Genomic DNA, 13,651 nt, shown 5'->3' on the forward strand with positions numbered 1-13,651 from the left:
GATGGAGACTGAACATGACTTATCGAACTTCGTTCAAGCGTAGCGCACACTCGCTCGCCATGCTGGCCGTGCTGGGCAGTGCCGCTGTGCTAAGCGGCTGCATGATGGACCCGCCGGGTCCGTCGCCGATTTACAGCCGGCTTCCTGCTGACCAGTCGGGCGCAGCCAGCACCGTGCAACCGCTCTCCCCTGCGGAACGTCAACGCTACGATGCGATCGATCAGCAGGTGATGGCCGAGCAGAATCAGGCGATCGCCGCGGAAAACGCGGCTCAGGCGTACTCGCGGTATTACTCGCCGCCGGTGAGCGTGTACGGCAGCTATTACGGTGGCGGCTGGGGACATGGCTGGGGCACCGGTGTCGGGATCGGCTACGGGCCGACCTGGGGCTGGTAGGCGAGCCGCATCGGATAGAACGCAATCCGGCATGCTTGGAATGCGTTGGGCGAAAAAAAGGCGTGGTTCGTACCACGCCTTTTTTGCGTCTGGCCTCGGCCTGAGGCGATCGGATTGCCGCTTCGGTTGCCGCCTGGTTTGCCACTTCAGTGCGCAGCCGGCTTCCTGTCCTTCGCGCCGCCCTTGCCACCGTGTTTGCGATCTGGCTTCGCACGCGACTCGGGGTTCGGCACCACATGCAGCGGCGCGGCCGACACTTCCCCACGCGTCGACGTTGTCACCGACGGCGTGTTCGCGCTCGGCAACGGCGCATTCGGCGACACGAACTGCACGAACACCTCGCCGTCTTTGACCATGCCCATTTCGTAACGCGCCCGCTCTTCCACCGCAGCCGTGCCGTTTTGCAAGTCTTGCACTTCACCCTGAATGCGCTCGTTGCGCAGCTTGGAATCGGTGTTCTTTTGCAGTTGCTGCGCCAGTTGCTGCTGCAACTCGTGGACGCGCAGCCAGCCGCCGTGCCCCCACCAGAGCGGGTACTGGATCAGCGCCAGCAGTACGATCAGGACAGCAGTGACGAGCCGCATGAAATAAGCACAATAAATACACGCCGCCCTGCGCTATACGCAGGGCGGCGGGTCAATCAGAAACGAAGAATAACCGGCTCATCGGTCAGCGCTAGCTGCGTGACCATTAGCGCAGGTTGTAGAACGCCGACTTGCCCGGATAGCTGGCGATATCGCCGAGATCTTCCTCGATACGCAGCAACTGGTTGTACTTCGAGATGCGGTCCGAGCGCGACAGCGAGCCGGTCTTGATCTGGCCGGCATTCAGGCCAACCGCGATGTCCGCGATGGTCGAATCTTCGGTTTCGCCCGAACGGTGCGAGATCACCGCCGTATAGCCCGCGCGCTTGGCCATTTCGATTGCCGCGAAGGTTTCCGTCAGCGTGCCGATCTGGTTGATCTTGATCAGGATCGAGTTGGCAATGCCCTTCTCGATGCCTTCCTTCAGGATGCGCGTGTTCGTGACGAACAGGTCGTCGCCAACCAGCTGGACCTTCTTGCCGAGCTTGTCGGTTAGCGTCTTCCAGCCCGCCCAGTCGCTTTCGTGCATGCCGTCTTCAATCGACACGATCGGGAACTTGTCGGCGAGGTTCGCCAGGTAGTCGGCGAATTCGGTGGACGACAGTTGCAGACCTTCGCCCGCCAACTGGTACTTGCCGTCGTGGTAGAACTCGCTCGCCGCGCAATCGAGCGCGAGCAGCACGTCTTCACCAGCGCGGTAGCCTGCTTTCTCGATCGCCTGCAGGATCGTGGACAGGCATTCTTCGTTGCTGCCGAAGTTCGGCGCAAAGCCGCCTTCGTCGCCCACGGCCGTGCTCATGCCACGGTCCGACAGGATCTTCTTCAGCGCGTGGAATACTTCGGCGCCGCAGCGAAGCGCTTCGCGGAAGGTCGGCTGGCTGACCGGGACGATCATGAATTCCTGGATGTCCAGGCTGTTGTTCGCGTGCGCACCGCCGTTGACGATGTTCATCATCGGCACCGGCAGCTGCATTGCGCCCGAGCCGCCGAAGTAGCGATACAGCGGCAGACCGGCTTCTTCAGCCGCGGCCTTCGCGACCGCCATGGAGACAGCCAGCATGGCGTTCGCGCCGAGGCGCGATTTGTTGTCCGTGCCGTCGAGTTCGAGCAGCGTCTTGTCGAGAAAAGCCTGTTCGGAAGCGTCGAGGCCCATGATCGCTTCGGAGATTTCGGTGTTGATGTGCTCGACAGCCTTCAGCACACCCTTGCCGCCGTAGCGGCCGGCTTCGCCGTCGCGCAGTTCGATTGCCTCACGCGAGCCGGTCGAAGCGCCCGACGGCACCGCAGCGCGGCCCATCGTGCCCGACTCGAGCAGCACGTCGCATTCGACGGTGGGGTTGCCTCGCGAATCGAGAATCTCTCGACCGATGATATCTACGATAGCACTCATGGTTTCCTCAAGAAATGACGTTGAATTCTTTACTGTGACACTGCACCGCGCGTGTGCCGATCTCCCCGGCATGAGACTTCTGCGACGATGCGTTCGACGACCATTGCGTGCGTTCGCCGCGTGCCCACGAGCGGGTCATTATGCAACCCTGACGTGACACGCAACGAACACCTGACTCAATTGAAATCGCTTTCGAGGAACGGCGCGCGCTTGACGGCCTGATCGAGTGTAACAAGCGTCTCGAGCAGATCGGCCATGCGATTGAGCGGCACGGCGTTCGGGCCATCCGACCTGGCTTCCGACGGCTTCGGATGCGTCTCCATGAAGAGACCCGACACGCCCACTGCGACCGCGGCACGCGCCAGCACCGGCACGAACTCGCGCTGCCCGCCCGAGCTCGTACCCTGGCCGCCCGGCAACTGAACCGAGTGGGTGGCGTCGAACACGATCGGCGCGTTCGTTTCGCGCATGATCGCAAGCGAGCGCATGTCCGACACGAGGTTGTTATAGCCGAACGACACGCCGCGCTCGCACGCCATGAAACGGTCTTCCGACAAACCTGCTTCACGCGCGGCGTCGCGCGCCTTGTCGATCACATTCTTCATGTCGTGCGGTGCGAGAAACTGGCCCTTCTTGATGTTGACCGGTTTGCCCGAACGCGCGCAAGCGTGAATGAAATCCGTTTGACGGCACAGGAAAGCGGGCGTTTGCAGGACGTCGACAACCGACGCGACCTGCTCGATCTCGTGCTCGGCGTGAACGTCGGTCAGCACGGGCAGACCGAGCTGGCGCTTCACTTCCGACAGAATCCGCAAACCCTCGTTCATGCCCAGACCGCGAAACGACTTGCCGCTGCTGCGATTGGCTTTGTCGTACGACGATTTGTAGATGAACGGAATATTCAGCTTCGCGCAGATTTCCTTCAGGCGGCCGGCGACGTCGATCGTCATCTGCTCGGATTCGACGACACAGGTGCCTGCGATCAGGAAAAACGGCTTGTCGAGCCCGATTTCGAAATCGCCCAGTTTCATGCTTTCTCCCCGACCTTGTTCGCAGCAGACGCCTGATGATGCGCAAGCGCCGCCTCGACGAAAGACTTGAACAACGGATGGCCGTCACGCGGCGTGGACGTGAATTCAGGGTGGAACTGCACGCCGACGAACCACGGATGCATGCTGCGCGGCAATTCCATCATTTCCGGCAGGTCTTCACTCGGGGTACGGGCGCTGATGATAAGGCCGCCGGCTTCGAGCTGGGGCACGAAGCGGTTATTGACTTCATAACGGTGCCGGTGACGCTCGTTCACGTCCTTGCCATAGATCTCTTCGGCCATCGTGCCGGGTTTGATCGGGCAACGTTGCGACCCGAGGCGCATCGTGCCGCCCAGATCTGATTCTTCGGTACGCTTTTCGACGCGGCCTTCGCGGTCGTACCACTCGGTAATCAGCGCAACCACACGGTTCGGCGTTTCCTGGTCGAACTCGGTGCTGTTGGCGTCTTTCAGACCGACCACGTCGCGTGCGAATTCGATCACGGCGAGCTGCATGCCGAGGCAAATGCCGAGGTACGGCACCTTCGCTTCACGCGCATAGCGGATCGCAGCGATCTTGCCCTCGGTACCACGACGGCCGAAGCCGCCCGGCACGAGCACAGCGTCCAGATGCCGGAGGCTCTCGACGCCATGCGTCTCGATCTCTTCCGAGTCGATATATTCGATGTTCACGCGCGTGCCCGTATGCATGGACGCATGGCGCAGCGCTTCGATCAGCGACTTGTACGATTCCGTCAGATCGACGTACTTGCCGACCATGCCGATCGTGACTTCGTTTTTCGGGTTCTGCAGCTTTTCGACCAGTTCCGACCACATGGACAGATCGGCCGGTTTCGGCGTGAGCTTGAGTTCTTCGCAGATGATTGCGTCGAGCCCCTGATCGTGCAGCATTTGCGGAATCTTGTAGATGCTGTCCGCGTCCCACACAGAAATCACCGCGTCTTCGGGGACGTTCGAGAACATCGAGATCTTCGCGCGCTCGTCGTCCGGAATGCGGCGGTCGGCACGACACAGCAGCACGTGCGGCGAGATACCGATTTCGCGCAGCTTCTGCACGCTATGTTGCGTAGGTTTCGTTTTGAGCTCGCCGGCCGTGGCGACCCAGGGCACGAGCGTGAGATGCACGAAGCACGCGCTGTTGCGGCCCATGCGCAGGCTCATCTGACGCGCGGCTTCGAGGAACGGCAGCGATTCGATATCGCCGACCGTGCCGCCCACTTCCACAATCGCGACATCCGGCTCGCCGCACGTGGCCGACGCCGCGCCGCGCTCGATGAACGCCTGAATTTCATTCGTGATGTGCGGGATGACCTGCACCGTTTTGCCGAGATAATCGCCGCGGCGTTCCTTGCGGATCACCGATTCGTAGATCTGGCCCGTGGTGAAGTTATTGGCCTTGCGCATCTTCGTGCTGATGAAGCGCTCATAGTGGCCAAGGTCGAGGTCGGTTTCCGCTCCGTCTTCCGTCACGAACACTTCGCCGTGCTGAAACGGGCTCATTGTGCCGGGGTCGACGTTGATATACGGATCAAGCTTGAGGAGGGTGACTTTCAGACCGCGCGATTCGAGGATCGCGGCGAGGGAAGCGGCGGCAATACCCTTGCCGAGGGAAGATACTACGCCGCCGGTGACGAAAACATATTTGGTCATCGCTGGATGCTCGCGGGAAAAACGGATTATACCGTAAGCAGGGTCCCAACCCCAGCAAAATCCGCGCGACGCGCACACGCGCATATGCCGCCGCGCGGGCTATCGCATATGCCGATCATGCACCGTTTTCGCTGCGCGTTCTGCCCCGAACGCGCGAGCCAGACTCAGCCGCGCCGCTCCAGTTCGCGCAACATCCGCTGCACGGCGCGAGCCGTTTCGAGCGGTCTTTCCATTGGATAAAGGTGGCTACCCTCGATCCATTCGATATGGCCACCGGTTGCGCGCCGCGTCGCTTCGAGCCCGGCCTGGCGAATCTCCTTCGAACGCGTTCCGGCGATGAATCCCACCGGCACCGGCGCGCCGCGCGCGAGCCGCGAGCCGAGCGTGTGCGGCAACGTCTTGTAGATCTGATATTCGATGCGCCGGTCGAACGCCAGCGTGCGCGAACCATCGGGCGAACTCTGCGGTATGCCGAAGTCGATGTAGTCGGACAGCATACGTTCGTCCCAGCGCGCGAACGCGGGCTTCGCGTGGAAGTGCCGCCATGCCTCGTCGCGGCTCGCCCACTGGGTGCGCCGAGTGCGCGTAGCCGCCGCGGGCGACAGCCGCTCGTCGAGCCCGGTCCATTGCGATACGCGCAGCATGCTGCTGCGCCAGCCCGCGATCACCGGCGAATCGAGCATCACCACGCCGCGCACCCATTGCGGTTTCTTGAGCGCGGCCATCAGCGACAGATAGCCGCCAAGCGAATGCCCCACCAGCCACACCGGCCGCTCGTAACGGCGGCCCACATCGTCGAGCAGTTGCTCGACCAGATGCGGCCAGTCCTGCGTCACGGGAAAGCGCATGTCGTGGCCGATGCGCTCGATGGCGCGTACTTCGTAATCGTCCGCGAGTTCTGCAAAAATCGTCCGGTAGGTGGACGCCGGAAAGCCGTTCGCGTGCGAGAAGTGAATGATGTTTTTCAACTGCGGCTCTCTCCGTGCTGTATTGCGCGCGAGCTTCGCGTAACTGCCGCGAGCCATGGAGCGCGCTGCTTTTTTCTTCAGATGCGCCTCAGCGGTCCATCCAGTAACGACGCTGCGTGTCGCGGTAGCGTTCGAGCGTCAGCGTGCCGCTATCCGCGCTTTTCGCGCTATCCACGCCCTGCACTCCCTGCACGCGCTGCACGCCCTGCCCGCTCGCGGGCTCGACTTCGACACGAACCGCGCCGTCGGTATCGCTGCGTCCGAGCGGGATATGTCTTGCCTCGTATCGCTCGAACACCCCCGCATTCGGATGATGAAAACGGTTGCGATAGCCTACCTGAAATAACGCGACGAGCGGCTCGACAGAGTCGAGGAACGGCTCGGTAGACGAGGTCTTGCTGCCATGATGCGGCACGACCAGCACCTGCGCGCGCAACGCGCTGCGCTCCCGTGCAAGCAGCGCCCGTTCGGCGGGCGCTTCGATGTCCGCCGTGAGGAGAGCCGTCAGCACCTCGCGGGTGGACTGAGCAGTTTTACCCGGCACCTCGGACCCCGCTGCGCCAGTGCTCACGCGCAGCACGCAACAGTGCGCGTTCGGTTTGCCTTGCAGCGGCCCCGGGTCGGGCCAGAGAATCGCGAATTCGACGCCGTCCCATTGCCAGCGCTGTCCGGCGGCGCACGGCAGCGTCTGCGCGCCATGCCGCCGGGCCGCGTCCCACAGAAAGTTGGCCGGCGCGAGCGCGGCAACCATCTGACGCACCTCGATCGCGTCCAGCACCGCCGGCGCGCCGCCCGAGTGATCGGAATCCGCGTGGCTGATGATCAGCGTGTCGAGTGCGTTAATACCTTGCGCCTGCAGGAAGGGCACCACCACGCGCTCACCGGCGTGGGTCGATTCGGGTCCCGGTCCGGTATCGAACAGCAGCGTGTGTCGTGCGGTCTGGATCAGCACGGACGTACCCTGCCCGACGTCGAGCGCGGTCAGCCGGAACGCGCCCGGCGACGGTCCCGACGGACCCGGCCACAACAACGGCAGCCAGGCGAGCGGCGCAGCCCAGCGCAGCGGCCAGCCGCGCGGCGTGAGACACCAGAGTACGCCGAGCGCCGCTGCGGCCAACGACCACGCGTCAGGCTGCGGCAAGCGCCACAGCGTCCACGCCGGGCCGGCGAGCCGCTGCAAAGCTTCGGTCAGTAGCGCAATCAGCGCGTGCGCGGCATGCCACGCGTATGCATCGAACGGTGCGGGCAGCGCGACGCCTGTGAGCACGGCCGGCGTCACGAGCAGGCTCACCCACGGAATCGCAAACGCATTCGCAATCGGGCCGATCAGTGGTAGCTGCGAAAACCAGTAGACGGTGAGCGGCGCAAGCGCCACGGTCACCGCGAACTGCACGTGCGCGGCGCTACGCAACCGCATGCCGGTCCTGCGCAGTCCACGAACCAGACGTGCTTGCAAGGCGCTCCATCCGGATGCGCCAACGCCCTCCTGGTGTTCCAGATTGTGCTCGGGATGTTGCGCATGATCCTGTACGCGAGGATTGCCCGACATAGCCAGCAGTATCGCGCCCACCGCGCAGAACGACAGCCAGAATCCCGCCGACAGAACCGCCCACGGATCGATCAGCAGCACGAGCCCCAAAGCCCACGCCAGCACCGACGAGCGCGGCAGATTGCGTCCGCCGAGAAACGCGAGCGCGAGTACGCCGGCCATCCACAGCGCGCGCTGCGCGGGCACGTTAAAGCCCGCCAGCGCCGCGTGCAATGCGGCGAACAGCACGCCGCACGAAACGGTGACTTTCTGCGCCGGCACACGCAGTGGCCAGTCGCGGCCGATGAAACCGGAGCGTCGCCACAACGCACCCGCGAACCAGCCAGCCAATCCCGCAACGATGCCGATATGCAGCCCCGAAATCGCGACCAGATGACTCGTACCCGTCGCGCGCATCAGTTGCCAATCGGCGGCGCTGACTTCGTCCTGCGCGCCGAGGGCAAGCGCCACCACGATCCCGCGATGCGGCGCGTCGCCCAGCACTGCGTCGATCCGCTCACGCAATGCGGCGCGCCAGCGATCGACGATCACCGCGACGCCTCCCGCATGCCCTGCCAGCCGGAGCGCATGTGCCGGCGCGCTCACGTAACCGGTGGCGCGCACATTGCGCGCGAGCAGCGTAGCTTCGGCATCGCGCACACCGAAGTTCGCATTGCCGTGCGGCCGCTTGAGCCGCACGGTCAGACGCCAGCGCGCGCCGGGTTCGAGCGGCGGCGGTGGTCGATCGTCGGCGATCCACGAGAGCTGGATGACGCGCGGGAACGCGGTGATCGGCGCATCGACGGAAGTCACGTCGAACAGGAAGCGCGCGCCTTTGTCGTCGCGTGACGGCAGGCCGTGAATGCTGCCGGTGACCTGGAGATCGCGGCCTTCCCAGGCAGGCGGCAGCGCGACGGCCACGCGCATCTCGGCGCGTGAGGCAGCGTAAGCAAAACCGCAGCAGATGGCGGCGATCCATACCGCGCCCCACGCGACGAATGACCGCGAGCGCGTGCGAAACGCGCGCACCGCTATGCCCACCGCAAGGGTAACGGCCACGCTCAACGCAAGCCATCCCCGCCAGCCGGGCAACGCCGCCTGCTGCTGCAGCCAGATCACGCCCAACGCAAACCCACACCACCCCGCCCGCATGCGCCCCCCGCCCTTCATGCGCCGGGCGACGCAGCCACACCCACACGTGCAGCACAAGCGTCAAAAGACGGACGTCGCGCTCCCGCGGGGCGAAGTGCTCGCCCGGCGCGAATCACTCAAACCATCATCGGGGATTATGCGGAGGAAAGGGCCAGCCGGGGCAGCGCCGCGAGCGCGTTAGCCGTTGTGCCTAGGGCGGTTGCGTCGGCGGCCATTCCGCGCAGGTGCGCGAGCCCCGCGCCGATGGCGGGAATCTGCGCGGGTGAGTTGCGCTGCTTGTACATCCATGACGGCGCAATGTCGGGCGCGTCCGTTTCGACGACGAGCGCGTCGAACGGCAACTGCTGCGCGAGGCGCCGGATCTGCCGTGCCCGCTCGAATGTCAGATTGCCGCCGAAGCCAAGATGCATGCCCTGATCGAGATAGGCCTGCGCCTGCTGGAAACTGCCATTGAACGCATGGGCGATGCCGCGATGAATCTGGTGCCGGCGCAAGCCTTTGATCACCTGGTCCTGCGATTTACGCACGTGGCAGATGACCGCCAGATCGAATTCCCGCGCGAGTTGCAGCTGGCCGTTGTAGAAGAATTGCTGGCGCGCGTCGTCGAGCCCGTCGACAAAATAATCGAGCCCGATTTCGCCGATGCCGACAAAGCGCGGATCATCCAGACTCGCCTCGATCTCCATGCGCAGCAGGTCGAGGTCGCTCTCCTGCGCGGACGGCGTGAACAGCGGGTGGATGCCGAGTGCATACGCGCCGCCGTCGATCCGATGCGCCAGCTCACGCACCGCGGCGAAGTTACCGCGGCCGATCGCCGGAATCACGATCCGCCCGACGCCCGCCCGGCGCGCCGAGGCCGCGACTTCGTCGCGGTCGGCGTCGAATTCGGAAGCGTCGAGATGACAGTGTGTATCGATCCACATGGCGCGCCTCGCGAACGGCGGAGCAGTGAAAGAAGACGCCGGGCGAAGACGCCTAAGCCCGCACGTGCGGCTCTTCGTGCAGCACGCCGTCACGCAGACGCATGATGCGATCGCAGCGTGCGGCAAGCTCCGGATCGTGCGTGACGATCACGAAACTCGTGTCGAGCGTTTGCGACAGTTCGAGCATCAGGTTGAAAACCGTGTCGGCGGTGCCGCCGTCGAGGTTGCCGGTGGGCTCGTCGGCGAGCACGCATGCGGGTTTCGTGACCAGTGCGCGGGCGATCGCGACACGCTGCCGCTCGCCGCCCGACAACTCGCCCGGCCGATGCTTCGCACGATGCCCCATGCCCACGCGCTCCAGCACCGCGAGCGCTTCGTGGCGCGCGGCCTCGGTGGTCGTGCGGCGAATCCGCAACGGCATCGCGACGTTATCCAGCGCTGAAAATTCAGGCAGCAAATGGTGAAACTGATAAACGAAGCCGAGCGCGCGATTACGCAGATCGTTACGTTCACGTTCGGACAGTTGCGTGAACGGCTTGCCCATGACCGACACATGGCCGGCGCTCGGATCGTCCAGTCCGCCGAGCACATGCAGCAGCGTACTTTTACCCGAACCGGATGCGCCGACGATGGCGAGTTTCTCGCCGCGCCGCACGCTCAGTTGCGTATTGTTGAGCACCGTCACGTTCAGACCGCCCTGCACGAACGACTTGGAAATGCCGGTCGCTTCCAGCACGTAGGGATGCAACGCGGCGTCAGAGGTCATGGAAAGGTGGGCGGAACGGTCATTCATAGCGCAGTGCCTCTGCAGGACGGACCTTGGCACCACGCCAGCTCGGGTACAGCGTGGCCAGCGCGGACATCAGGAAAGCAATGACGCCGATACGGGCGACATCGGCGGGAATCAGTTCGGACGGCAGTTCGCTGATGAAGTACACCGACGGCGGCAGGAACTGCACGCCGAGCATGTGCTCGATCATCGGCACGAGCCACGGAATGCTCCACGCGATCAGGCAGCCGAGCGCGACGCCGGTCGCCGTGCCGATGAAGCCGATCGTCACGCCCTGCACCACGAAGATTTTCATGATCGAGCCGGGCTGCGCGCCGAGGGTGCGCAAAATCGCGATGTCGGCCTGCTTGTTGGTCACCGTCATGACGAGCGACGACACGAGGTTGAACGCCGCCACCGCGATAATCAGCGTGAGAATGATGAACATCATGCGTTTTTCGATCTGCACGGCCGAAAACCACGTCTTGTTCTGCTGCGTCCAGTCGCGGATATACAGGTCGCCGGACAGCGTGCGCGCAAGCTGGTGCGCGACCTCCGGCGCTCTTTGCATGTCGGTCAGGCGCAGCCGCACGCCGGTCGGCGCGGGCAGCCGGAACAGCGCCTGCGCGTCCTTGATGTTGATCAGCGCGAGCGTGCTGTCGTATTCGTAATGCCCGGACTCGAAAATGCCCACCACGGTGAACTGTTTCAGCCGCGGCAGCATGCCCGCCGGCGTGATCGTGCCTTCCGGCGCGACCAGCGTGATCTTGTCGTTCACCTGCACGCCGAGATTGGCTGCGAGATCCGCGCCGAGCACAATGCCGAAATCGCCCGGCACGAGATCGGTCAGCTTGCCGCCTTTCATTTCCTTGCCGATGTCGGATACCTGCGGCTCGAGCGACGGTTCGACGCCGCGCAACGCCACACCGCTCACGGCATCCTGACGCGTGAGCAGCGCCTGGGCCTCGACATACGGCGCCGCACCGATCACTTCCTTGTTCTGGCGCGCTTCCTGGGCGGTCAACTGCCAGTTGGGCATGGAGCCGGTCGGCGAAAAAATTTCGACGTGCGCGAGCACGGACAGCATGCGGTCACGCACCTCTTTCTGAAATCCGTTCATGACCGACAGGACGACGATCAGCGCCGCAACACCGAGCGCTATGCCGGACATGGACACGAGCGCGATGAACGAAATGAATCCGTTACCGGTCGTGCGTTTGCCGGCGCGGGTATAGCGCCAGCCAATCTGCCATTCGTAGGGAAATTTCAAGCGAATCCTTATCTGCGTTCTTCGGCTGCTCACCGGTTTGCGCCGCCCCGCGGCAGCGTTCTTCCGGCCCCGTCGCGCCGCACCGTGCGGCTCGAGCACCCTGATCATTGGTGTCGCGGCGACCCCGGATGGTTCCTGCGAGTCCGTCGCTGCGATCCGGTGCGACAGCAAACCTCGCGCCGCCGGCACCGCGTGGGGCGACATCAATCAAGCGCGAAGTTTGCCATACAATGCCGCCGCGCCGCGCAAACGGCACGGGGCGGGCCCTCGAGTCACCCGTTCCTGTTTCGTTGCTGTCGCTTTCCTCGCTCACGGCGCGGCCGCGAGCCGCGTCCACCATGCAGGCGCGCAGTGGTGGCGCTATCGCAGGTTATACCGGCTTCGCAGACCATTGATGATGCCGGCCGCGTCGCTCGTCGCGCGCTCCCGCACGTCGGCGTCCTTGCGGTCGCGATGCAGATGGCTGATGTCCCAGTTGCAGCCCGACTCGTCATCGACGGTTTCGTGCAGGCCTGTGGGTATCCAGCCTGCCGTGGATGGGTTGGCATCGAGCGCCTTGACGACAATGGTCAGCAGTTCCTGCTCGTTTCTCAGCTCACGTGACATAACGGTCTCCATCGTATCTGCGCGGGTCCGCCGCGCGCGGTATGCCGCGCTGTGCCGCCGATCGCTGTCGGGCCGCGTTTCCCGCATCCGCCGATACAGTCCGCCATCTGATCTGAATACTCGCACTCTTTGCCCTACAATGCGCAGCATCATGCACGCCAACCGTCTTCATCTTCTCCTGCCCTTTGCGTTGCCCGCCGCAGCGGACGCCTCCACCGCACTTCACGACATCCAGAGTCCCGCACTCGACCGCCTGATCTCGCGCGCGACGCTCACCGAGCGCGTGATCGGCGAAGACTTTCAGCGCACGCTGCCGCACGAGCGCTGGATCGCCCGGCAGTTCGGCGCGCTGCCGTCCGGTGCGGCCGCCGCCGATGAAGCGCCGCTTGCACCGTACATGTTGCGCGCGGACGGCGGCGATCCCGGCAGCGCCACCTGGGCTTGCGTGCAACCGGTCCACGTGCGGATCGCGCACGATCATCTGGTGCTGATCGATCCCGCATCGCTCGACTTGCCGGACGACGACGCCGCAGCGCTGCTCGCGATCGCGCGTCCGCTGATCGAGGAACTCGGCGTGCGGATCGAAGCGCCGAAACCGGCGCGCTGGTATCTGTCGGGCGAGGGGTTCGGCACGCTCGCGGGCGCGTCGCCGTTACGGGCAAGCGGGCGCAATATCGAAATCTGGCTGCCGCACGAAGCGCATTCGGGCGAGCGCTCACGCGCGTGGATGAAGCTGCAGAACGAAGTGCAGATGGCATGGTTCGAGCATCCCGTGAACGAGGCGCGCGAGGCGCGCGGCCTGCCCGCTGTCAATTCGATCTGGTTCCACGCGCAAGGCGCGGCGCAAGCGGTCACGAGCCCGTTTTCGCAGGTGTTCTCGGACGCCGCGGCCACGCGCGGTCTCGGCATCACCGCAGGTGTGCCGGTCGCCGCGCCGCCCGCTTCATTCGACGCGTTCGCCGGCGCGTCGGCGGCGCTCGATCGTGGCGCAGGCGGCGGCTTCGATGATGCCGGGGCCCGCGCTCACCCAGGTGCGAACTCGCCTGCCCTCGCGAACGGCACGGCAGGCCATGCGCCGCCCCGTCCTGCCGGTTCGGCGAGCAACACGGCGCTCGTCGAACTCGATCCGTTTTCCGCGCCGTTCATCGAACAGGACTGGGCGCGCTGGAATCACGCATTCGCGTCGCTCGAGAAAGACTGGTTCCAGCCTGCGCTCGATGCGCTGCAAGCCGGCCGGCTCGCCGAACTCGGCGTCACACTGTGCGGCGACACCGGCTCGGTCACGCTCAACGTCACGCGCGGCGATCTGCGCAAATTCTGGCGGCGGCGCGTGCTTGCGTCCCTTTTCATCGAATGATCCACGGC

Annotated in this window: 12 protein-coding genes; 2 read left to right on the forward strand and 10 right to left on the reverse strand. The window is 64.5% G+C overall.

From position 1 onward, the window contains the following. Window positions 1–14: 14 nt before the first annotated feature. Window positions 15–395, forward strand: coding sequence for a hypothetical protein (locus tag AAGS40_RS08845; protein ID WP_345810910.1), 381 nt, complete (start codon window positions 15–17; stop codon window positions 393–395). A 146-nt stretch (window positions 396–541) separates the two neighbouring features. Here AAGS40_RS08845 and ftsB read toward each other — a convergent pair whose 3' ends face one another. The 10 genes from ftsB to AAGS40_RS08895 all read right to left on the reverse strand — a co-directional run bounded on the left by ftsB (window position 542) and on the right by AAGS40_RS08895 (window position 12,286). Further along, entirely contained in the window at window positions 542–979 is a 438-nt protein-coding gene (ftsB, locus tag AAGS40_RS08850; RefSeq protein WP_345810911.1) for a cell division protein FtsB, read from the reverse strand. A gap of 106 nt (window positions 980–1,085) precedes the next feature. Then, window positions 1,086–2,369 (reverse strand): phosphopyruvate hydratase, encoded by a 1,284-nt coding sequence (gene eno, locus AAGS40_RS08855; RefSeq protein ID WP_028199512.1) that lies wholly within the window; start codon window positions 2,367–2,369, stop codon window positions 1,086–1,088. A 176-nt stretch (window positions 2,370–2,545) separates the two neighbouring features. Beyond that, complete coding sequence (gene kdsA, locus AAGS40_RS08860) at window positions 2,546–3,400, reverse strand: 3-deoxy-8-phosphooctulonate synthase (protein WP_345810912.1); 855 nt, start codon at window positions 3,398–3,400, stop codon at window positions 2,546–2,548. After that, a complete protein-coding gene (locus AAGS40_RS08865) occupies window positions 3,397–5,070 on the reverse strand; it encodes a CTP synthase (protein WP_345810913.1) in 1,674 nt (557 codons plus the stop codon). Before AAGS40_RS08865 ends, kdsA begins: the two co-directional genes overlap by 4 nt. 164 nt (window positions 5,071–5,234) lie before the next feature. Next, entirely contained in the window at window positions 5,235–6,038 is an 804-nt protein-coding gene (locus tag AAGS40_RS08870; protein ID WP_345814332.1) for an alpha/beta hydrolase, read from the reverse strand. Between the two features lie 88 nt (window positions 6,039–6,126). Further along, entirely contained in the window at window positions 6,127–8,718 is a 2,592-nt protein-coding gene (locus tag AAGS40_RS08875; RefSeq protein WP_345814333.1) for a DNA internalization-related competence protein ComEC/Rec2, read from the reverse strand. A gap of 134 nt (window positions 8,719–8,852) precedes the next feature. Next, a complete protein-coding gene (locus AAGS40_RS08880; RefSeq protein ID WP_345810914.1) occupies window positions 8,853–9,641 on the reverse strand; it encodes a TatD family hydrolase in 789 nt (262 codons plus the stop codon). A 52-nt stretch (window positions 9,642–9,693) separates the two neighbouring features. Next, window positions 9,694–10,434 (reverse strand): lipoprotein-releasing ABC transporter ATP-binding protein LolD, encoded by a 741-nt coding sequence (gene lolD / locus AAGS40_RS08885; protein ID WP_345810915.1) that lies wholly within the window; start codon window positions 10,432–10,434, stop codon window positions 9,694–9,696. Next, window positions 10,427–11,680, reverse strand: coding sequence for a lipoprotein-releasing ABC transporter permease subunit (locus AAGS40_RS08890; protein WP_345810916.1), 1,254 nt, complete (start codon window positions 11,678–11,680; stop codon window positions 10,427–10,429). The genes lolD and AAGS40_RS08890 overlap by 8 nt, the downstream gene beginning before the upstream one ends. 360 nt (window positions 11,681–12,040) lie before the next feature. Continuing rightward, the gene (locus AAGS40_RS08895; RefSeq protein ID WP_345810917.1) at window positions 12,041–12,286 is read right to left on the reverse strand and encodes a hypothetical protein; all 246 of its coding nucleotides are present in this window, start codon (window positions 12,284–12,286) and stop codon (window positions 12,041–12,043) included. A gap of 139 nt (window positions 12,287–12,425) precedes the next feature. Between AAGS40_RS08895 and AAGS40_RS08900 the strand changes: the two genes are divergently transcribed. Beyond that, complete coding sequence (locus AAGS40_RS08900; protein WP_345810918.1) at window positions 12,426–13,643, forward strand: regulator; 1,218 nt, start codon at window positions 12,426–12,428, stop codon at window positions 13,641–13,643. Window positions 13,644–13,651 lie beyond the last annotated feature (8 nt).

It is taken from the genome of Paraburkholderia sp. PREW-6R, from assembly GCF_039621805.1.
In the GTDB taxonomy this organism is placed as follows: domain Bacteria; phylum Pseudomonadota; class Gammaproteobacteria; order Burkholderiales; family Burkholderiaceae; genus Paraburkholderia.